At 55.9% G+C, this 19,852-nt stretch carries 21 protein-coding genes; 15 read left to right on the plus strand and 6 right to left on the minus strand.

What is annotated here, in order from left to right:
- Positions 1 to 96 precede the first annotated feature (96 nt).
- A complete protein-coding gene (grcA, locus tag H7R56_RS06385; RefSeq protein ID WP_106924042.1) occupies positions 97 to 480 on the plus strand; it encodes an autonomous glycyl radical cofactor GrcA in 384 nt (127 codons plus the stop codon).
- Between the two features lie 84 nt (positions 481 to 564).
- Here the strand turns inward: grcA and H7R56_RS06390 are convergent, their stop codons facing one another.
- A complete protein-coding gene (locus H7R56_RS06390; protein WP_106924043.1) occupies positions 565 to 1,932 on the minus strand; it encodes a PTS transporter subunit EIIC in 1,368 nt (455 codons plus the stop codon).
- A 272-nt stretch (positions 1,933 to 2,204) separates the two neighbouring features.
- Between H7R56_RS06390 and H7R56_RS06395 the strand changes: the two genes are divergently transcribed.
- On the plus strand, positions 2,205 to 3,404 hold the full coding sequence (locus tag H7R56_RS06395) for an enolase C-terminal domain-like protein (RefSeq protein WP_106924044.1): 1,200 nt from the start codon (positions 2,205 to 2,207) through the stop codon (positions 3,402 to 3,404).
- Here the strand turns inward: H7R56_RS06395 and H7R56_RS06400 are convergent, their stop codons facing one another.
- Together H7R56_RS06400 and srmB are read right to left on the minus strand one after the other, a co-directional pair.
- A complete protein-coding gene (locus H7R56_RS06400) occupies positions 3,405 to 4,124 on the minus strand; it encodes a GntR family transcriptional regulator (protein WP_106924045.1) in 720 nt (239 codons plus the stop codon).
- 58 nt (positions 4,125 to 4,182) lie between these two features.
- A complete protein-coding gene (gene srmB, locus H7R56_RS06405) occupies positions 4,183 to 5,517 on the minus strand; it encodes an ATP-dependent RNA helicase SrmB (RefSeq protein ID WP_106924046.1) in 1,335 nt (444 codons plus the stop codon).
- 127 nt (positions 5,518 to 5,644) lie between these two features.
- On the opposite strand from srmB, the gene trmN reads away from it, so the two are divergent.
- Positions 5,645 to 6,385, plus strand: a complete 741-nt coding sequence (trmN, locus tag H7R56_RS06410; protein WP_106924047.1) for a tRNA(1)(Val) (adenine(37)-N(6))-methyltransferase TrmN — start codon at positions 5,645 to 5,647, stop codon at positions 6,383 to 6,385.
- On the opposite strand, the gene nadB is transcribed toward trmN, so the two are convergent.
- Positions 6,370 to 7,989 carry an L-aspartate oxidase gene (gene nadB / locus H7R56_RS06415; protein WP_106924433.1) on the minus strand — a complete coding sequence of 540 codons (1,620 nt, stop codon included), beginning with the start codon at positions 7,987 to 7,989 and terminating at the stop codon, positions 6,370 to 6,372. The two genes, trmN and nadB, sit on opposite strands and share 16 nt — an antisense overlap.
- A 418-nt stretch (positions 7,990 to 8,407) precedes the next feature.
- Between nadB and rpoE the strand changes: the two genes are divergently transcribed.
- From rpoE to acpS, 11 genes are all read left to right on the plus strand, one after another.
- Positions 8,408 to 8,983, plus strand: coding sequence for an RNA polymerase sigma factor RpoE (gene rpoE / locus H7R56_RS06420; protein WP_106924048.1), 576 nt, complete (start codon positions 8,408 to 8,410; stop codon positions 8,981 to 8,983).
- Positions 8,984 to 9,014: 31 nt separating this feature from the next.
- Positions 9,015 to 9,662 carry an anti-sigma-E factor RseA gene (gene rseA / locus H7R56_RS06425; protein ID WP_106924049.1) on the plus strand — a complete coding sequence of 216 codons (648 nt, stop codon included), beginning with the start codon at positions 9,015 to 9,017 and terminating at the stop codon, positions 9,660 to 9,662.
- Entirely contained in the window at positions 9,662 to 10,618 is a 957-nt protein-coding gene (gene rseB, locus H7R56_RS06430) for a sigma-E factor regulatory protein RseB (RefSeq protein WP_106924050.1), read from the plus strand. Before rseA ends, rseB begins: the two co-directional genes overlap by 1 nt.
- Positions 10,615 to 11,091 (plus strand): SoxR-reducing system protein RseC, encoded by a 477-nt coding sequence (rseC, locus tag H7R56_RS06435; RefSeq protein WP_106924051.1) that lies wholly within the window; start codon positions 10,615 to 10,617, stop codon positions 11,089 to 11,091. Before rseB ends, rseC begins: the two co-directional genes overlap by 4 nt.
- A gap of 172 nt (positions 11,092 to 11,263) precedes the next feature.
- Positions 11,264 to 13,063, plus strand: coding sequence for a translation elongation factor 4 (lepA, locus tag H7R56_RS06440; protein WP_106924052.1), 1,800 nt, complete (start codon positions 11,264 to 11,266; stop codon positions 13,061 to 13,063).
- A gap of 16 nt (positions 13,064 to 13,079) precedes the next feature.
- On the plus strand, positions 13,080 to 14,054 hold the full coding sequence (lepB, locus tag H7R56_RS06445) for a signal peptidase I (RefSeq protein WP_106924053.1): 975 nt from the start codon (positions 13,080 to 13,082) through the stop codon (positions 14,052 to 14,054).
- 219 nt (positions 14,055 to 14,273) lie between these two features.
- Positions 14,274 to 14,954 (plus strand): ribonuclease III, encoded by a 681-nt coding sequence (rnc, locus tag H7R56_RS06450; RefSeq protein ID WP_064543445.1) that lies wholly within the window; start codon positions 14,274 to 14,276, stop codon positions 14,952 to 14,954.
- Positions 14,951 to 15,856: a GTPase Era gene (gene era, locus H7R56_RS06455; protein WP_106924054.1), complete on the plus strand. Its 906-nt coding sequence runs from the start codon at positions 14,951 to 14,953 to the stop codon at positions 15,854 to 15,856. Before rnc ends, era begins: the two co-directional genes overlap by 4 nt.
- An 11-nt stretch (positions 15,857 to 15,867) precedes the next feature.
- Positions 15,868 to 16,575: a DNA repair protein RecO gene (gene recO / locus H7R56_RS06460; RefSeq protein ID WP_106924055.1), complete on the plus strand. Its 708-nt coding sequence runs from the start codon at positions 15,868 to 15,870 to the stop codon at positions 16,573 to 16,575.
- 85 nt (positions 16,576 to 16,660) lie between these two features.
- Positions 16,661 to 17,392, plus strand: coding sequence for a pyridoxine 5'-phosphate synthase (pdxJ, locus tag H7R56_RS06465; RefSeq protein WP_035891302.1), 732 nt, complete (start codon positions 16,661 to 16,663; stop codon positions 17,390 to 17,392).
- The gene (gene acpS / locus H7R56_RS06470) at positions 17,392 to 17,772 is read left to right on the plus strand and encodes a holo-ACP synthase (protein WP_106924056.1); all 381 of its coding nucleotides are present in this window, start codon (positions 17,392 to 17,394) and stop codon (positions 17,770 to 17,772) included. Before pdxJ ends, acpS begins: the two co-directional genes overlap by 1 nt.
- Here the strand turns inward: acpS and H7R56_RS06475 are convergent.
- Complete coding sequence (locus tag H7R56_RS06475; protein WP_106924057.1) at positions 17,769 to 18,029, minus strand: YfhL family 4Fe-4S dicluster ferredoxin; 261 nt, start codon at positions 18,027 to 18,029, stop codon at positions 17,769 to 17,771. The two genes, acpS and H7R56_RS06475, sit on opposite strands and share 4 nt — an antisense overlap.
- Positions 18,030 to 18,122: 93 nt before the next feature.
- Positions 18,123 to 18,971, minus strand: a complete 849-nt coding sequence (locus H7R56_RS06480) for a MurR/RpiR family transcriptional regulator (RefSeq protein ID WP_106924058.1) — start codon at positions 18,969 to 18,971, stop codon at positions 18,123 to 18,125.
- 226 nt (positions 18,972 to 19,197) lie between these two features.
- On the opposite strand from H7R56_RS06480, the gene yfhb reads away from it, so the two are divergent.
- Positions 19,198 to 19,833 carry a phosphatidylglycerophosphatase C gene (gene yfhb / locus H7R56_RS06485; RefSeq protein WP_106924059.1) on the plus strand — a complete coding sequence of 212 codons (636 nt, stop codon included), beginning with the start codon at positions 19,198 to 19,200 and terminating at the stop codon, positions 19,831 to 19,833.
- Positions 19,834 to 19,852 lie beyond the last annotated feature (19 nt).

Raw genomic sequence — 19,852 nt, forward strand, 5'->3', positions numbered from 1 at the left:
CGAGGGGTATATATACACTCAAGCAACAATGGTTTTACCAATTGGCCGGAAAGCGGCTGGTTAGAAACGAATATAAAGAGCCTAGGGAGGCATCAAATGATTACAGGTATCCAGATTACTAAAGCTGCAAACGACGACCTGCTGAACTCATTCTGGCTGCTCGACAGCGAGAAAGGTGAAGCACGCTGCCTGTGTGCAAAAGGCGGTTTCAAAGAAGATGACGTGGTTGCCGTGAGTGCGCTGGGCGACATCGAATACCGTGAAATTCCGGTTGAAGCAAAACCAGAAGTCCGCGTAGAAGGTGGTCAGCACCTGAACGTGAACGTTCTGCGTCGTGAAACGCTGATGGACGCCGTTGAGCACCCGGAAAAATACCCGCAGCTGACCATCCGTGTGTCTGGCTATGCGGTACGCTTCAACTCTCTGACGCCGGAACAGCAGCGCGACGTTATCGCGCGTACTTTCACTGAAAGCCTGTAATTTCTCAGGGGTGGGAAAACGTGGCGTTGGGGTAACCCAGTACTCATGACAAATCCCCCGCAGGGTGCCTGCGGGGGATTTTTTTTATCTGGACTGCTCGCGTCCCACCAGAAGAGTGGTGAGGGTGAAGGAAAGCACTAGCGCGATGGCAACGCCGGAAATCGCAAAGATAAAGTACGGGCCAATATAGGCGGGCAGGCTGAAAATGCTCGACAAAATATAGCCATACAGCCGCACGCCGAAGAAAGCAATAAACGCGGAAGCCAACGAACTTGCTACCGTAGCGGCGATAAACGCTTTCTTGTAGCGGGTGAGTACGCCAAACAGCGCCGGTTCCGTAATGCCCAGCAGTGCGGAGATAGCAGCGGAGAGCGTGACCGTGCGGTTGTCTTTATTCAGACGCCAGATGGCGAAGGTCGCCCCGGCAATGGCCATGTTGGCCATGAACATCATTGGCATCAGCATGTCATAGCCGCGGTCGCTGAAGTTTTGCAGCGCGATGGGGGTCATCGCATGATGCATCCCGGTGAGGATCGCCACCGGACGAATAGCGCCCACCACCAGCCCGGCAAAGCTTGCCGACACGCCAAACAGCCCTTCGATAAACCACGCCAGCATTTTACCCAGCCAGATTCCAATAGGCCCAATTACCACCAGCGCGGCCAGCGCGGCGAGAAACAGCGTCAGCGTGGGGGTAAAGACGGTTTTCAATACGTCGGGCATGATCCTGTCGACCGCCTGGTGAATGTATTTCAGCGCCAGGATGGAGAAAATCACCGGGATAACGCTGGAGGCGTAGTTGAACACCGATACCGGAATGGCGTTAAACAACCACAACGCGGAGGCGGCATCGGCCTGATGTGCAGCCAGCGCTTTCGCGGCGTCGATAAGCGTAGGGTACATCAAGCAGGCGGCGACGGCGGCGGCCAGATATTCGTTGGTTTTAAAGATCTTCGCCGCCGAGACGGCAAGGAAAAACGGCAGGAAATAAAATACGCCGCTGGCAATGAGATCGATGATCATTACCGTATCGCTTTTGGTCGACACCACTTTTAGCGCAATCAGCCCGGCAAGCAGACCTTTGATCATCCCGGCGCCAGCGATGGCGGGGACTATCGGGCCGAATACGCCGGAGACGGTATCCATAAACAGCGAAACCAGGCTTTTGCGTTCTTTGCTTTTCCCGCTGGTGGCTGCCTGGTTGTTAGCGCCGAGGGCTTCCTGCAGCGCTTCATACCAGCTGTTCACCTTCGGGCCGATAATGATCTGAAACTGATCGCTTTGCAACTGAGCGCCGAGTACGCCGGGCAACTGCTTAATTTCATCCTGCGCCACTTTATTATCATCAATTAAATCAAAGCGCAGCCGGGTCATACAGTGCCAGACTTTATTGATATTCTCCTGCCCACCTACCAGTCGAATAATCCTGCTGATAGCCTCTTGCGTCCCCATAATGGCTCCTGCGGTAAGTTTGTTGTTTTGTTTGTCTCGCTGAATGGTAAGTAAGCGCATCAATAAAAACAAACCAATAAAATATGATTTCAATCACAATTTGCCTTTATAAGGCTCTTATATCGCTACTTGTGATTAAATTGGTTCGTTTTTTTATTGGAAATAACCCCCTTTTTAAACCAAAAAATATATTTAATAAAAAGGTTTACCGAACCGCAAAAATAGAGTGAAGATAATGCCAGTCTTATTATTATTTTCCCAGGGAGCCTTCAGTGAAACCCACGCTGATTACTGCGATTGACTGTTTTATCACACGCCCTGACCGTCACAATCTGGTGACGGTACGGGTGACGACCGACAGCGGCACCGTCGGCTACGGCTGCGCCACCTTCCAGCAGCGCCCGCTGGCGGTGAAAACCATGGTCGATGAATATCTACAGCCGCTGCTGGTGGGGCGCGATGCGAATAATATCGAAGATCTCTGGCAGATGATGAACGTCAACGCCTACTGGCGCAACGGTCCGGTAATGAACAACGCCATCTCCGGCGTGGATATGGCGTTATGGGACATCAAGGCCAAGCTGGCCGGCATGCCGCTGTACCAATTGCTGGGTGGAAAATCACGCGATGCCATCTCGGCCTACACGCACGCCAGCGGCGAAACGCCGGATGAACTGTTTATCTCGGTGGATAAGCTGCTGGAGCAGGGTTATCGCTACATCCGCTGCCAGCTCGGCTTTTACGGCGGTACGCCGCGTGAAATGCAGACGCCAGAAAATCCAACGCCGGGCGCCTGGTTCGATCAGGATGAGTACATCCGCAACACGGTAGAGATGTTCCGCCTGCTGCGTGCGCGCTATGGCCACCGCTTTCATATTCTGCACGATGTCCACGAGCGCCTCTTCCCGCAGCAGGCGCTCCAACTGGCGAAGCTGCTGGAACCTTATCAGCCGTGGTTTATCGAGGACATTTTACCGCCGCAGCAGAGCGCGTGGCTGGCGCAGATTCGCCAGCAAACCTGCGTGCCGCTGGCGATGGGGGAGCTATTTAATAATCCGGCGGAATGGCATGACCTTATCGTTAACCGGCAGATTGATTTTATTCGCTGCCATATTTCGCAGATTGGCGGCATCACCCCGGCATTGAAGCTGGCGGTACTGTGTCAGGCCTTTGGCGTACGTCTGGCATGGCATGGCCCTGGCGACATGACGCCTATCGGCGTGGCGGTGAATACGCATCTGAATATTCATCTGCACAACGCCGCGATTCAGGAATTTATTCCGCGCGCTATCGCCACGGATGCGGTCTTCCCTGGCGGGCCGGTGGTGAACAACGGCTTTATCTATCCACCAATGGAACCGGGTATTGGCGTCGGTTTTGATGAAGCGCAGGCGCTGGCGCATCCAGTGGTCTATCGCCCGCACGAGTGGACGCAAAGCCGTCTGCCGGACGGAACGATGCATACACCGTAACTAAGCCTGCGGCTGCTGGCGAAAAGCGAGGTTGTCGCGGTTATGGGGGATAACGTAGGTGCAGGAGTAGTTGATATCGACGATGTCGCTGATCTCATACACCTGCCCGCCGTCGAGGATCCCCCGGTTATTGATGTGCATGGCCGGGCTGCCTTTTTTACAGCCAAGAAGGGCGGCCTGCTCACGGCTGACGCTAATCGCCCGATAGCTGGTCAGCAGGTGGGAAATCGGGTAACCCTTCTCCAGTACATACTGCTGTAGCGAGCGTTCAATGACCTCCTGGTTCAGGTCGATGAACATCGTCGCGGGCATCCGCGAGACTTCAATTTGCGTGGCGACGTTATCGACAAAGCGCAGGCGGCAGAACTGCCAGATAAAATCGTCGTCGGTCAGGCCGAAAATCTGCCGGTCTTCTCGCTCGGGGCGCTTCTTGTGCAGGCTGATCATCCGGTAACGCATCTGGTCGAAGCGTTTTTCGGTGATCGAGTTATAGACCAGTGGATTGCCGCGCGTCTGCTCGTTAATCCAGATGCCAGAGCCCTGCACAATGCGCACTACACCAATGCTGGCGAGTTTTTCCAGCGCCTGGCGGATGGTGAATCGCGATACGCCGTACTCTTCGGCCAACTGACGCTCCGGCGGTAGCTTACGCGGCCCATCACCCGGTTGCTGGTAAATTTTGCTGAGGAGGTCCTGAGTCACGAACTCTTTTTTCTTCATGGCCGCTATCCCTTACCCGTCGATATAAAAACGCCGGGAATAGGTCCCGGCGTTAGTTTTACTCTTCGGTGCTTTGTTCACCGGTCCCGCTGCCGCTAGGCTTGCGGCGCTTACCGACGTTTTTGGCATCGCGGTGACGCACTTTCACGCGCGGTTTATCTTTGTCTTTCGCTTTTTTCTGCTCGGCGCGCTTCGCCAGCACTTTCTTCGACGGCTTGCCGGTCATCTTCTCGCTTGGCGCTCGAGTGGTCGGGCGCAGCCCATCGATAACGCGAGACTTCAGCGGCTCTTCGATGTAGCGGCCAATTTTCAGCATCAGCAGGTGATCGTGCGTTTCCACCAGTGAAATCGCCGTGCCTTTCCGACCCGCGCGGCCGGTACGACCGATACGGTGCAGATAGGTATCGGCGCCGCGCGGCATATCGAAGTTAATCACATGGCTGACGTCGGGGATATCAATCCCGCGTGCGGCAACGTCGGTGGCAACCAGAACGTTTACGCGGCCGTCGGTCAGACGTTTGATGCCTTCGTTACGCTTAATCTGCGGCATTTCGCCTTCGAGATAACAGTTGTTAATTCCAGCCTGACGCAGAATTTCAGCCAGTTCATGCACGCGCTCACGCTTACGCACAAACACGATGGTGCGGGTGGCGTCTTCCTGCTTCAGCAGGTGCTTCAACAGCTCAACTTTATGCTCGAAGTTATCGGCACGATAGTACCACTGGTGAATCTTCTTACGTTCGCGGGTTGACGGCGTGGCGGATACTTCAACCGGATCTTCCAGCAGACGCTCGGCAAAGTCCTTGATCGCTTCGCCTTCCAGCGTGGCGGAGAAGAGCAGCGTCTGTTTGCGCCAGCGAGTTTCGCCAGCGATGTGTTCGATATCCTGGGCAAAACCCATGTCCAGCATGCGGTCTGCTTCATCGAGGATCAGCGTCTCAACGGCCCGGCAGTCGAAGTTTTCTTCTTTGATGTACTGCAGCAGACGACCGGTGGTGGCGACCACGATGTCCTGGTTTTCGCTGAACACTTCGGCATGGTTCATATATGCCACGCCGCCGGTGATGGTGGCGATGTCCAGATGGGTATTTTTGGCCAGTTCGCGGGCATGATCGGCGACCTGCATTGCCAGTTCACGCGTCGGCGTGAGGATCAGAATACGCGGCGGTCCGGATTTTTTACGCGGAAAGTCGAGCAGGTGCTGCAACGCAGGCAGCAAATACGCCGCTGTTTTACCGGTGCCGGTTGGCGCAGAACCGAGAACATCACGTCCATCGAGCGCAGGCGGAATGGCGGCAGCCTGAATGGCAGTCGGGCGTGTAAAGCCTTTGCTCTGGAGGGCATCCAGCAGGCTTTCGTCAAGTTCAAGTTCGGAAAAAGTCGTTACAGTCATGATTACCTCTGTGTGAGGCGCTGATTATAGACGTTACGGCTCTAATCTTCATCTGTTTGTGCGGCTATCTGTTCTCGGGTATTGTTCATAGCCGAATAGTTATCTGGTTTGGCCCGCAAGGTTACTTATGACGTCTGATTCTAAATCCGCGCTGCGTCGCAACGGATTTACCTTTAAAAAGTTTTTTGTCGCCCACGACCGCTGCGCCATGAAGGTCGGTACTGACGGCATTTTACTCGGTGCCTGGGCGCCGATCGCCCGCGTCAGCCGGGTTCTGGATATCGGCGCGGGTAGCGGGCTGCTGGCGTTAATGCTAGCGCAGCGCACCGATGAGAATGTCACTGTGGATGCCGTAGAGCTGGACGAGGATGCTGCCGCACAGGCGCGGGAAAACGTGGCTGAATCACCGTGGGCCGATCGTATTTCGGTGCATACGGCCGATATTCAGCAGTGGGTGGCCGGGTTGACGACGCGCTATGACCTGATCGTCAGTAATCCACCTTACTACGAGCAGGGCGTTGAATGCGCTACGCCGCAGCGCGAGCAGGCGCGTTATACTACCACGCTCGATCATCAGGCTCTGCTGGCCTGTGCGACGGATGCCATCACCGAAGACGGCTTCTTCTGCGTTGTGCTGCCGGAAAATATCGGCCAGACCTTTACACAGCAGGCCCTGTCGATGGGCTGGCATTTGCGCCTGCGCACCGACGTCGCGGAAACCGAAGTCCGTTTACCGCATCGCGTTCTGCTGGCGTTCTCGCCGCAAGGCGGGGAGTGCTATAGCGACAGGCTAACGATCCGTGGGCCAGAGCAGCAGTACTCAGAAGGCTACGCCGCACTGACCCAGGCGTTCTATTTATTTATGTGAACCAGCGGTGAGAGGATTGACGGCCCGGAGTCCGCAAGCAGCTCCGGGTAGTCGAGCGTATAATGCAGCCCGCGGCTCTCTTTACGCATCATCGCGCAGCGCACGATCAGTTCTGCGACCTGCACCAGGTTGCGCAGTTCCAGCAAATTATTGGAGACGCGGAAACGTGAATAATACTCGTCCAGCTCCTGCTGAAGCATGGTGATGCGGCGCAGAGCACGCTCCAGCCGCTTGGTGGTGCGAACGATGCCGACGTAGTCCCACATAAACAGCCGTAGCTCGTGCCAGTTGTGCTGAATCACAACCAGTTCATCGGAGTTTTCCACGCGGCTTTCATCCCAGGCAGGCAGCGTGTCAATCTGACGGGCATACGGCATGCGTTTGAGAATATCTTCTGCCGCAGACCAGCCGTATACCAGACACTCCAGCAGTGAGTTAGAGGCCATACGGTTGGCACCGTGCAGGCCGGTGTAGCTTACCTCTCCGATGGCGTACAGGCCGTCGACATCGGTACGACCATAGTCATCGACCATCACCCCGCCGCAGGTGTAGTGCGCGGCCGGGACAATCGGCACCGCTTCCTGAGTCAAATCGATGCCCAGCCCCAGCAGCTTCTCATAAATCATCGGGAAGTGCTGGCGCACAAAGGCTTCCGGTTTGTGACTGATGTCCAGATACATACAATCAACGCCCAGACGCTTCATCTCATGGTCGATAGCGCGGGCGACAATATCGCGCGGCGCAAGCTCAGCGCGTTCGTCGAAGTCCGGCATAAAGCGGCTGCCATCCGGGCGCTTAAGGTGCGCACCTTCGCCTCGCAGGGCTTCGGTGAGCAAAAAATTGCGCGCCTGCGGGTGATACAGCGCGGTGGGGTGGAACTGGTTAAACTCGAGGTTGGCCACGCGGCAGCCTGCGCGCCAGGCCATGGCGATACCGTCGCCGGATGAGATATCCGGATTGGTGGTGTACTGATACACCTTTGACGCGCCGCCCGTTGCCAGTACCACCGATTTTGCCGAGCAGGTTTCTACCTTCTCTTTATTGCGGTCCCAGATCCACGCGCCAACAACGCGACGGGTTCCCGGCAGGCCGATTTTATCTGAAACAATCAGGTCGACGGCGTTGCAGCGTTCCAGTACGCGAATGTTCGGATGATTCATTGCCTTACCGACCAGCGTATTTTCGACTTCGCGCCCGGTAGCGTCGGCGGCGTGCAGAATCCGGCGATGGCTATGACCGCCTTCGCGGGTCAGATGGTAGCTCTCTTCGCCGTTCGCCTGAACCTGGGTGTCAAACAGCACGCCCTGGTCGATAAGCCACTGCACGCAGTGTCTGGCGTTACTGGCCACAAACGAGACAGCCTGGCGATCGCAGATGCCCGCGCCGGCAATCAGCGTATCCTCAACGTGCGAGTCCACGCTGTCGGTTTCATCGAAAACGGCGGCAATGCCCCCTTGTGCGTAAAAGGTTGAGCCTTCGCTTATCGGGCCTTTGCTCAGGACGATCACCTGGCTGTGCTCAGCAAGACGCAGCGCCAGTGAAAGACCGGCAGCCCCGCTACCGATAATCAATACATCACAGGAGTGTTCTGGGAGTGAGTTCATCATGATTGTTTAATTTACTAAACACGGTATGGGCAGATTAGCACCATAAAAGCGACATGGGCAGGGTTTTTTTTGATCTTATGTTGTAATGACTAAACATCTTGTGAGGGGACGCGCGGCTCAAGGGGATAAAAAATCTGAATAAACGCAGGGACTATCACCGCTATTTATGATGAAAAAAAGCCCGGGTTACGTTACTCTTCAGTCGATTTGCGTTTTTATTTCGCAACTTACACATCTGTTAACATCGGCAGACTTATAATGACAGACAATGAACGGTCTGCTGCGAAACAAAAAACAAAGCGTAACGGAACTTTACGAAAATCGAACGCTCTAAGCTTATGCTTGCTCATAATGCAGTGTTGGAGTGGCATTCTGATTACGCATGGGAATAGGGTTTGGGGAGACATTACCTCGGATGAGTGAGCAGTTAACGGATCAGGTTCTTGTTGAACGGGTCCAGAAAGGAGATCAAAAGGCTTTTAACCTCCTGGTCGTCCGCTACCAGCATAAGGTTGCGAGCCTGGTTTCCCGCTATGTGCCATCCGGCGACGTGCCGGATGTCGTACAAGAGTCTTTTATTAAGGCCTATCGTGCGCTGGATTCGTTCCGGGGAGATAGTGCTTTCTATACGTGGCTGTACCGCATTGCGGTGAACACAGCTAAAAATTACCTGGTTGCTCAGGGGCGTCGTCCGCCGTCCAGCGATGTAGACGCGAACGAGGCCGAAAACTTTGAAAGCGGCGGCGCTTTGAAAGAAATTTCGAACCCTGAGAACTTAATGTTGTCAGAAGAACTGAGACAGATAGTTTTTCGCACCATTGAAGCGCTTCCGGAAGATTTACGCATGGCAATTACCTTGCGGGAGCTCGATGGCCTAAGCTATGAAGAGATAGCGGCTATTATGGATTGCCCGGTCGGTACGGTTCGTTCACGTATCTTCCGAGCGCGAGAAGCTATCGATAACAAAGTTCAACCGCTTATCAGGCGTTGACGGAAGCGGGATACTGGAAAAGGTATTAGGCATGCAGAAAGAACAACTTTCCGCCTTAATGGATGGTGAAACGCTGGATAACGAGCTGTTGACTGAGTTAACACGCTCGGCAGAGCTGCAGGAAACCTGGGAGAGCTATCACCTCATTCGTGACTCGCTGCGTGGCGATACGAGTGAAGTGCTTCACTTTGATATCTCTTCTCGCGTGATGGCCGCCATCGAAAATGAGCCCGTTCGGCAACCGACCGCGCCGCTCATCCCTGAAGCCCAGCCAGCACCTCATCAATGGCAAAAAATGCCGTTCTGGAACAAAGTTCGTCCCTGGGCCAGTTCGCTCACCCAAATGGGCGTGGCCGCGTGCGTTTCGCTGGCTGTTATTGTCGGCGTTCAGCACTATAATGGGCAACCGGACTCCTCTCAGCCTGAGTCACCGGTGTTTAATACGCTGCCGATGATGGGCAAAGCCAGCCCGGTCAGCCTGGGCGTTCCTTCGGAGGCATCCGCAGGTAACGGTCAGCAGCAGGTTCAGGAACAGCGCCGTCGTATTAATGCTATGCTGCAGGATTATGAATTGCAGCGTCGCTTGCATTCAGAACAGCTTCAGTTTGAGCAGGCACAAACTCAGCAAGCGGCTGTTCAGGTGCCAGGCTATCAAACTCTAGGAACGCAATCGCAGTAATGAAGCAACTTTGGTGTGCCATGTCACTTGTGGCTGGTAGCCTGTTCTTCTCCGCAAACGCCTCGGCTGATGTATCGTCCGGGGCGTTGTTGCAGGAAATGAATCTGGCCAGTCAGTCACTCAACTACGAGCTGTCGTTCGTCAGCATTAATAAATCCGGCGTTGAATCGTTACGCTATCGGCACGTGCGTCTGAACGGTCAGCCGCTGGCTGAGCTGTTGCAAATGGACGGCCCGCGTCGGGCAGTGGTCCAGCGCGGCAACGAAATCAGCTACTTTGAGCCGGGCCTCGATCCCTTCACGCTGAACGGCGACTATATTGTCGATTCCTTGCCTTCTCTGGTGTATACCGACTTCAAACGTCTGGCGCCGTACTACGACTTTATCTCCGTCGGGCGCACGCGCATTGCCGATCGCATGTGTGACGTCATTCGCGTCGTGGCGCGTGACGGGACGCGTTACAGCTACATCGTCTGGATCGACAGCGAAAGTAAGCTGCCAATGCGGGTCGATCTGCTGGATCGCGATGGCGAAACGCTGGAGCAGTTCCGGGTGATTGCGGTTATCACCGGCGAACAGGTTAGCGGTATTATGCAGGGGCTGGCGAAAGCGAGCCTGCCGCCGCAGCTGTCGGTGCCAACCAGCAACAACGTCGCGCTGAACTGGTCCGCGAGCTGGGTACCGCAGGGCTTTAAAGAGGTTTCCAGCAGCCGCCGTACGTTGCCGAGCGTCGATAGCCCGGTAGAGTCTCGTCTCTACTCAGATGGCCTGTTTAGCTTCTCCATTAATATCAACCGCGCGGCGGCCAATAGCAGCGATCAAATGCTGCGTACCGGGCGTCGCACGGTCAGCACAACGGTTCGCAACCAGGCCGAAATTACCATCGTTGGCGAACTGCCGCCGCAAACGGCGAAGCGCGTGGCGGACGGCATTCAATTCAAGGGTGCGCCGCAATGATTAAAGAGTGGGCCACCGTCATCGCGTGGGACAACGGCGTGGCGCAGGTGAGCTGTGATGTCAAAGCTTCCTGCAACAGCTGCGCCTCGCGTGCGGGCTGCGGCAGCCGGGTGCTGAACAAGCTCGGGCCGCAAACCAGCCACACCATCTCTGTACCCAGCGCGCAGCCGCTGGTGGCCGGGCAAAAGGTTGAGCTGGGTATCAGCGAAAGCAGCCTGCTCGGTTCCGCCATGCTGGTATATATGTCACCGCTGCTTGGGCTGTTTGTGGTCGCGGCGCTGTTTCAGGTGCTGTTCGGTAGCGATATCGCCGCGCTGTGCGGCGCGGTGCTTGGCGGTGTGGGCGGTTTTTTGGTTGCCAAAGGCTTCTCGCCGCGGCTGGCCGCCCGGGAAACCTGGCAGCCGGTGATTATCAGCGTGGGGCTCCCGCCCGACCTGGTCCGCACGGTATCGCCCTCCGAAATGAGCCAGTGATTACACTGGCTTTATTTTTTTGGAACGCTGCTCGCAGGAAGCGCTATGCTTGCGGGAAGAGCATTTCCTGGTTACGCGGTTGTAGTGTAGAATGCGGCGTTTTCGAACGACAATAATGTCAGGCTCCGTACCGCGGCCTCAAAGTATTCGTAAGGCATAAATATTTTAATATATGAAGAATATACGTAACTTCTCCATCATTGCACATATCGACCACGGTAAATCGACGCTGTCTGACCGCATTATTCAGATTTGTGGCGGCCTTTCCGACCGCGAAATGGAAGCCCAGGTTCTGGACTCAATGGATCTGGAACGCGAACGTGGCATTACCATCAAAGCGCAAAGCGTGACGCTGGACTTTAAATCAGCCGACGGGGAAACCTATCAGCTGAACTTTATCGACACCCCGGGCCACGTCGACTTCTCCTATGAGGTTTCCCGTTCCCTCGCGGCCTGTGAAGGCGCACTGCTGGTGGTTGACGCCGGGCAGGGCGTAGAAGCGCAGACCCTGGCGAACTGCTATACCGCTATGGAAATGGATCTGGAAGTCGTGCCGGTTCTGAACAAAATCGACCTGCCGGCCGCCGATCCTGAGCGCGTAGCGGAAGAGATTGAAGACATCGTTGGCATCGACGCGACCGATGCCGTTCGCTGCTCGGCGAAAACCGGCGTCGGCGTGACCGACGTGCTGGAACGCCTGGTACGCGACATTCCGCCGCCGGAAGGCGATGCGGAAGGCCCGCTGCAGGCGCTGATTATCGACTCCTGGTTCGATAACTACCTGGGCGTGGTTTCGCTGGTGCGTATTAAAAACGGCACCATGCGTAAAGGCGACAAAATCAAAGTGATGAGCACCGGTCAGGTTTATAACGCCGACCGTCTGGGCATCTTCACGCCAAAACAGGTTGACCGTACCGAGCTGAAATGCGGCGAGGTAGGTTGGCTGGTGTGTGCGATTAAAGACATCCTTGGCGCACCGGTTGGCGATACCCTGACCCAGGCGCGTAACCCGGCAGACAAACCGCTGCCAGGCTTTAAAAAAGTGAAGCCGCAGGTTTACGCCGGTCTGTTCCCGGTCAGCTCTGACGACTACGAAAACTTCCGCGATGCGCTCGGTAAGCTGAGCCTCAACGATGCCTCCTTGTTCTATGAACCGGAAAGCTCAACCGCGCTGGGCTTCGGCTTCCGCTGCGGCTTCCTCGGTCTGCTGCACATGGAGATCATTCAGGAACGTCTGGAACGTGAATACGACCTGGATCTGATCACCACCGCGCCGACCGTCGTCTACGAAGTTGAAACCACGGCGAAAGAAACTATCTACGTTGATAGCCCGTCCAAACTGCCGCCGCTGAACAACATCTACGAACTGCGTGAGCCAATCGCTGAGTGTCACATGCTGCTGCCGCAGGCGTACCTCGGTAACGTGATTACCCTGTGTATCGAGAAGCGCGGCGTGCAGACCAACATGGTTTACCACGGTAACCAGGTGGCGCTGACCTATGAAATCCCGATGGCGGAAGTGGTACTCGACTTCTTCGACCGTCTGAAGTCGACTTCTCGCGGCTATGCGTCGCTGGACTATAACTTCAAACGCTTCCAGGCCTCTGACATGGTGCGCGTTGATGTCCTCATCAACAACGAACGTGTCGATGCGCTGGCGCTGATTACCCACCGCGACAACTCCCAGAGCCGCGGGCGTGAACTGGTCGAGAAGATGAAAGACCTGATCCCTCGCCAGCAGTTTGATATCGCGATCCAGGCGGCCATTGGCACGCACATCATCGCGCGTTCAACGGTGAAGCAGCTGCGTAAAAACGTTCTGGCGAAATGCTACGGTGGCGATATCAGCCGTAAGAAAAAGCTGCTGCAAAAACAGAAAGAGGGTAAAAAGCGCATGAAGCAGATCGGTAACGTCGAGCTGCCGCAGGAAGCGTTCCTTGCCATTCTGCATGTTGGTAAAGACAACAAATAATCTCTAAGGAGTTGGCATGGCGAACATGTTTGCCCTGATTCTGGTGATTGCCACACTGGTGACGGGCGTCCTGTGGTGCGTAGATAAATTTATCTTCGCCCCTAAACGGCGGGAACGTCAGGCGGCGGCGCAGGTTGCCACCGGCGAAGCGCTGGATAAAAAAACGCTGAAAAAAGTCGGCCCGAAACCGGGCTGGCTGGAAACCGGCGCGTCGGTCTTCCCGGTACTGGCTATCGTGCTGATCGTCCGTTCATTCATTTATGAGCCGTTCCAGATCCCTTCCGGTTCGATGATGCCAACGCTGCTGATCGGCGACTTTATTCTGGTGGAAAAATTCGCCTATGGAATTAAAGATCCGATCTACCAGAAGACGATTATTGAAACGGGCCATCCGAAGCGCGGCGACATCGTCGTGTTTAAATACCCGGAAGATCCTCGCCTTGACTACATCAAGCGCACCGTGGGCCTGCCGGGAGATAAGGTCACCTACGATCCGATCGCCAAGCAGGTCACCATTCAGCCAGGCTGCAGCTCCGGCCAGGCGTGCGGTAATGCGCTGCCGGTGACCTATTCCAACGTTGAGCCGAGTGATTTTGTACAGACCTTCTCCCGCAGCAACGGCGGAGAAGCCACCAGCGGCTTCTTCGAAATGCCGCAGGGTGAGCGTAAAGCCGATGGCGTGCGTCTGGATCAACGTCAGGAAACGCTGGGTGACGTTAACCACCGGATCCTGACCGTGCCTATCGCTCAGGACCAGGTTGGGATGTACTACCACCAGTCCGGTCTGCCGCTGGCAACCTGGATCGTCCCGCCGGGGCAATACTTCATGATGGGTGACAACCGCGATAACAGCGCGGACAGCCGTTATTGGGGCTTTGTGCCGGAAGCGAACCTGGTGGGTAAAGCGACCGCTATCTGGATGAGCTTCGAAAAACAAGAGGGCCAGTGGCCGACCGGCGTGCGTTTGAGCCGCATCGGTGGCATTCACTAATCCTCTGTTCGTCTTCACGCAGCGGCCTGGTGTGCGCTGCGTGAATTATTTAGTTTTAATCTATTCAAACTAACGACATCCCTTGTCGTTGCGTATAGAATATCCCCCCGAAGTTTCGGATGTCTCTTATGGGAGACACGGCACACGAAACCGCGTTGGTTTTCCTCAGGTCTGTTTCGTGTGCTGCATTTTTGACGCATTTATTTATTTTGGTATCGCATGAACCCCATCGTAATTAATCGGCTTCAACGGAAGCTGGGCTACACTTTTCTTCATCAGGAGCTGTTGCAACAGGCGTTAACGCACCGCAGTGCCAGCAGCAAACATAACGAACGCTTAGAGTTCCTGGGCGATTCCATTTTGAGTTACGTGATCGCGAACGCGCTCTACCACCGCTTCCCGCGCGTGGATGAAGGCGATATGAGCCGTATGCGCGCGACGCTGGTTCGCGGTAACACGCTGGCTGAAATTGCCCGTGAGTTCGAGCTGGGCGAATGCCTGCGCTTGGGGCCGGGCGAGCTGAAAAGCGGTGGCTTCCGTCGGGAATCCATTCTGGCGGATACGGTTGAAGCGTTAATCGGCGGGGTGTTCCTCGACAGCGATATTCAAACTGTCGAGAAGCTAATCCTCTCCTGGTACCAGACGCGTCTGGACGAAATCAGTCCGGGCGATAAGCAAAAAGATCCAAAAACACGCTTGCAGGAGTATCTGCAAGGCCGCCATCTGCCGCTGCCGTCCTATCTGGTGGTTCAGGTGCGTGGGGAAGCACACGATCAGGAATTTACTATCCACTGCCAGGTTAGCGGCCTGAGTGAACCGGTGGTCGGCACAGGTTCCAGCCGTCGCAAGGCGGAACAGGCTGCCGCCGAACAGGCGCTGAAAAAGCTGGAGCTGGAATGAGCGAAGAAAAAACTTACTGCGGATTTATTGCCATCGTCGGACGTCCGAACGTGGGCAAATCCACACTGCTGAACAAGCTGCTCGGGCAGAAGATCTCTATCACCTCCCGTAAAGCGCAGACGACGCGTCACCGTATTGTCGGTATTCATACCGAAGGCGCGTACCAGGCTATCTACGTTGATACCCCGGGTCTGCACATGGAAGAGAAACGCGCGATCAACCGTCTGATGAACAAAGCTGCCAGCAGCTCCATCGGTGACGTTGAGCTGGTGATTTTCGTCGTGGAAGGCACCCGTTGGACGCCGGATGACGAAATGGTGCTGAACAAGCTGCGCGAAGGCAAAGCGCCGGTGATTCTGGCGGTGAATAAGGTCGATAACGTACAGGAAAAAGCGGATCTGTTACCGCACCTGCAGTTCCTCGGCAGCCAGATGAACTTCCTGGACATCGTGCCTATCTCTGCAGAGAGCGGCCTGAACGTGGACACCGTGGCCGGAATCGTGCGCAAGCATCTGCCGGAAGCGACCCATCACTTCCCGGAAGATTACATCACCGACCGTTCCCAGCGCTTTATGGCCTCTGAAATCATCCGTGAAAAACTGATGCGTTTCCTTGGCGCAGAGCTGCCGTACTCGGTGACCGTTGAAATCGAACGCTTCGTCTCTAACGAGCGGGGGGGTTATGACATCAACGGCCTGATCCTGGTTGAGCGCGAAGGGCAGAAAAAGATGGTGATTGGCAACAAAGGCGCCAAAATCAAAACCATCGGTATTGAAGCCCGTAAAGACATGCAGGAGATGTTCGAAGCGCCTGTTCACCTGGAGCTGTGGGTGAAAGTGAAATCAGGCTGGGCGGATGACGAGCGCGCGCTGCGCAGTCTCGGTTACGTCGACGATCTCTGAGAATAACCCCGATGGAGGGCTGGCAGCGCGCTTTTGTTCTGCATAGTCGCCCCTGGAGCGAAACCAGCCTGATGCTGGACGTCTTCACGGAAGAGTCGGGCCGCGTGCGCCTTGTGGCGAAAGGCGCACGTTCCAAACGCTCCAACCTTAAAGGTGCGCTTCAGCCCTTTACCCCCCTGTTAGTCCGTTTTGGCGGTCGTGGCGAAGTGAAAACGCTGCGCAGCGCCGAAGCCGTTTCGCTGGCGCTTCCCCTTAGCGGCATCACGCTATACAGCGGTCTGTACATCAATGAACTGGTGTCGCGCGTGCTTGAGCACGAAACCCGCTTTTCCGAGCTGTTTTTTGACTACCTGCACTGCATCCAGGCGCTGGCTGGCGCCACGGGTTCGCCTGAACCGGCGCTGCGCCGCTTCGAGCTGGCGCTGCTGGGGCATTTGGGCTACGGCGTTGACTTCCTCCACTGCGCTGGCAGCGGGGATGAGGTCGAAGACACCATGACCTATCGCTACCGTGAAGAGAAAGGCTTTATTGCCAGCGTCGTGATCGATCACAATACCTTTACCGGGCATCAGCTAAAAGCGCTGGCCAGTCGTGAATTTCCCGACGTGGACTCGCTGCGCGCCGCGAAACGCTTTACCCGTATGGCACTAAAGCCGTATCTTGGGGGGAAGCCGTTGAAGAGCCGAGAATTATTCCGGCAGTTTATGCCTAAGCGTTAACTTATATTGCCTCATGCGCTTTGCTTCTGTAGAGAGAGGGTTGCGTGAGGGGAAAGATCGCAAAAATAAAAACACGAGGATTGTCATGGCTGAATTACTGTTAGGCGTCAATATTGACCACATTGCCACCCTGCGTAACGCGCGCGGCACCGCCTATCCCGATCCGGTTCAGGCGGCATTTATCGCCGAGCAGGCCGGTGCGGATGGCATCACCGTGCATTTACGTGAAGATCGCCGCCACATCACCGACCGCGACGTGCGCATTCTGCGCCAGACGCTGGACACTCGCATGAACCTGGAGATGGCGGTTACCGAAGAGATGCTGACCATCGCCTGTGAAACCAAACCGCATTTCTGCTGCCTGGTGCCGGAAAAGCGTCAGGAAGTGACCACCGAAGGCGGTCTGGACGTTGCCGGTCAGCTCGACAAAATGCGCGATGCCTGCAAACGCCTGGCCGACGCCGGTATTCTGGTGTCGCTGTTTATCGATGCCGATAACGCACAGATTAAAGCCGCTGCCGACGTTGGCGCGCCGTATATCGAAATTCACACCGGCTGCTATGCCGATGCCACCACCGATGCGGAACAGGCAAAAGAGCTTGAGCGCATCGCGAAAGCGGCGACCTATGCCGCCAGCCTGGGGCTGAAAGTGAACGCCGGCCATGGCCTGACCTATCACAACGTCAAAGCCGTCGCGGCGCTACCGGAGATGCACGAGCTGAACATTGGTCACGCGATCATTGGCCGCGCGGTCATGACCGGCCTGAAAGAAGCGGTTGCCGAGATGAAACGCCTGATGCTGGAAGCGCGCGCGTAATGGCGATTCTGGGGCTCGGAACCGATATCGTCGAAATCGCCCGTATTGAAGGGGTCATTGCCCGTAGCGGCGATCGCCTTGCACGCCGGGTGCTCAGCGATAACGAATGGGCCATCTGGGAGACGCACCAGCAGCCGGTGCGTTTTCTGGCTAAGCGCTTTGCGGTCAAAGAAGCGGCCTCAAAAGCGCTGGGTACCGGTATTCGTAACGGCCTGGCGTTTAACCAGTTTGAAGTTTACAACGATGAGATGGGTAAACCGAAGCTGAGGTTATGGGGTGAGGCAAAGCTGCTGGCAGAGCGAATGGGCGTGGCGCATATGCATGTGACGCTCGCCGATGAGCGCCACTACGCCTGCGCGACGGTGATCGTCGAAAGCTAAATTTTATCCGCGTGGTGCAGCACGACGAACTTGTCCCACAGCTGTTCTTCCGTCTCAGGATGTGCCGGATCCTTCAGGATTGTATTCGGGATCGGGCACACTTTCTGACAGGTTGGCGTATCGTAATGGCCGACGCACTCGGTGCAGCGATCGCTGTTGATCTCATAGATGCTATCACCCATCGAAATGGCCTGATTTGGGCATTCCGGTTCGCACATATCGCAGTTGATACATTTTTTGGTGATTAACAGCGCCATCAGGAATTTCTCAGAAACAAAATAAACAGGGCGCGCATTATACGCTCATTTTCCACTCAGGCCATACCTTTTCTGTGGTAATCGCACCGCCGATCACACCAGCTTTTTCACTAGCGCTTCGCTGTGGCGAATACGCTCCGGTGCATTTTCCAGATCCTGCTGAACCAGCCCCATAAACAGCAGGTCGGTTAGCATCATCTGCGCGCTGGTGGAAGAGATGGCAGCGCTGCGCGTTGCCTGCTCTTCGGCAATGGTATACAGGCAGTGGGTTGCGCGCTGTTGTAAGGTATTTGGTGAAAAGCCGGTAATGGCCAGCACCTTGCCACCCACCCGCAGCGTTTCATCGGCGGCGAGATTGATTTCGCGTCGGGCGCCGGAGTAGGACACTGCGAGCAGCAGATCGTCCTGGGTCATCGCCTGGACGGTGGCCAGTAGGGCGTGCATGTCCAGCTCCGCCACGGCGTTAAAGCCAATTTTCATCAACTTCCAGCTAAAGTTACGCGCCACCAGCCCCGATGCGCCAATGCCGGTCAGGACGATACGTCGCGCGTTACGCAGCAGGTTAACGGTCTCCAGCAGCTTGTCTTCGCTGTTGACGTCCAAAGAGGCGTGCATCGCCGCCACGTTGTCCTTAATCAGCTTCTCACCCACCAGGCGCAGCGGATCGTCGCCGCAAATCTGGTTATGTACCGCGACCGAGTGGGGATTCGCGTTGCTGGCCAGCGCTTCGCTCAGCGCCAGCTTCAGCGCGGGGAAGCCTTTAAAACCCAGCTTCTGGGCGAACTTCACGACGCTGGACTGGCTGACACCCGCCTGGCTTGCCAGCTGCTGTGAGCTTAAGTGACGCGCCAGATCCGGCTGCACCAGAATAAAATCCGCCAGCTTACGGTCGCTTTGCGCCAACTGGGGGTAACGCTGACGGATACTGATTAAACAATTCATAACAACCTCATGGACGCGATAACTCTGCTGCGCCAGAGCAGCAATCTGCTCGTCGGAAAGAATTATGTATTCTATTATAACGGAATATACCGAATTAAATATTCCATGTGTCGGTAAAAACGCAACTCTTTTCGTGCACCAGCGTCGTTGAGACGCCGTTTGGCGAAAGCGGGCGGGCAATCTGCTAGTCTGTGGGCTTGCTCAGTGAGGAATACAGGAGGCTTCTTTGACACGCAATTCTCGCCGCGTGGTGTTTTTCGATCTCGACGGCACGCTGCATCAGCAGGATCTGTTTGGCGCGTTCATCCGCTATCTGCTGCGCCGTCTGCCGCTTAATGCGCTGCTGGTGCTGCCGCTGCTGCCGTTTATCGGCATCGCAATGCTGATCAAAGGCCGCGCGGCCCGCTGGCCGATGAGCGTTCTGCTGTGGGGCTGCACCTTCGGGCGGCGCGAAGCGACGCTCAACGCGCTGGAAGCGAGCTTTATTATCTGGTTTCGTGCCACGGTCACGCCGTTCCCGAGGGTACAGGCGCGTTTGGATAGCTATCTCCAGCATCAGGATGCTGACGTCTGGCTGATTACCGGGTCGCCGCAAACGCTGGTGGAGCGGGTCTACGCTGACGCTCCCTGGCTGGCTCGGGTGAATCTTATCGGCAGTCAGATGCGGCGCGCTTGTGGTGGACGCGTGCTGTCGGTACGCTGCCTGGGGCATGAGAAGGTGGCGCAGTTAGAGCTGCGTCTGGGCGCACCGCTGCGCTTATACAGCGGATACAGCGACAGTAAACAGGATAACCCGCTACTCTTTTTCTGTGAGCATCGCTGGCGCGTAACCCCGCACGGCGAGCTGGAGCAGCTGGAATAGCGGCGCTGCGCTTTGATGG

Origin of the sequence: Klebsiella sp. WP3-W18-ESBL-02, from assembly GCF_014168815.1 — a bacterium.
In the GTDB taxonomy this organism is placed as follows: domain Bacteria; phylum Pseudomonadota; class Gammaproteobacteria; order Enterobacterales; family Enterobacteriaceae; genus Kluyvera; species Kluyvera ascorbata_B.

Coding starts and splice junctions, on each gene's coding strand:
- rseB (WP_106924050.1), top strand. CDS start 9,662: ATGAAGCAACTTTGGTGTGCCATGTCACTTGTGGCTGGTAGCCTGTTC.
- rseA (WP_106924049.1), top strand. CDS start 9,015: ATGCAGAAAGAACAACTTTCCGCCTTAATGGATGGTGAAACGCTGGAT.
- H7R56_RS06390 (WP_106924043.1), bottom strand. CDS start 1,932: ATGGGGACGCAAGAGGCTATCAGCAGGATTATTCGACTGGTAGGTGGG.
- rnc (WP_064543445.1), top strand. CDS start 14,274: ATGAACCCCATCGTAATTAATCGGCTTCAACGGAAGCTGGGCTACACT.
- acpS (WP_106924056.1), top strand. CDS start 17,392: ATGGCGATTCTGGGGCTCGGAACCGATATCGTCGAAATCGCCCGTATT.
- H7R56_RS06475 (WP_106924057.1), bottom strand. CDS start 18,029: ATGGCGCTGTTAATCACCAAAAAATGTATCAACTGCGATATGTGCGAA.
- H7R56_RS06480 (WP_106924058.1), bottom strand. CDS start 18,971: ATGAATTGTTTAATCAGTATCCGTCAGCGTTACCCCCAGTTGGCGCAA.
- srmB (WP_106924046.1), bottom strand. CDS start 5,517: ATGACTGTAACGACTTTTTCCGAACTTGAACTTGACGAAAGCCTGCTG.
- pdxJ (WP_035891302.1), top strand. CDS start 16,661: ATGGCTGAATTACTGTTAGGCGTCAATATTGACCACATTGCCACCCTG.
- H7R56_RS06400 (WP_106924045.1), bottom strand. CDS start 4,124: ATGAAGAAAAAAGAGTTCGTGACTCAGGACCTCCTCAGCAAAATTTAC.
- lepB (WP_106924053.1), top strand. CDS start 13,080: ATGGCGAACATGTTTGCCCTGATTCTGGTGATTGCCACACTGGTGACG.
- rseC (WP_106924051.1), top strand. CDS start 10,615: ATGATTAAAGAGTGGGCCACCGTCATCGCGTGGGACAACGGCGTGGCG.
- lepA (WP_106924052.1), top strand. CDS start 11,264: ATGAAGAATATACGTAACTTCTCCATCATTGCACATATCGACCACGGT.
- trmN (WP_106924047.1), top strand. CDS start 5,645: ATGACGTCTGATTCTAAATCCGCGCTGCGTCGCAACGGATTTACCTTT.
- recO (WP_106924055.1), top strand. CDS start 15,868: ATGGAGGGCTGGCAGCGCGCTTTTGTTCTGCATAGTCGCCCCTGGAGC.
- grcA (WP_106924042.1), top strand. CDS start 97: ATGATTACAGGTATCCAGATTACTAAAGCTGCAAACGACGACCTGCTG.
- rpoE (WP_106924048.1), top strand. CDS start 8,408: ATGAGTGAGCAGTTAACGGATCAGGTTCTTGTTGAACGGGTCCAGAAA.
- era (WP_106924054.1), top strand. CDS start 14,951: ATGAGCGAAGAAAAAACTTACTGCGGATTTATTGCCATCGTCGGACGT.
- nadB (WP_106924433.1), bottom strand. CDS start 7,989: ATGAACTCACTCCCAGAACACTCCTGTGATGTATTGATTATCGGTAGC.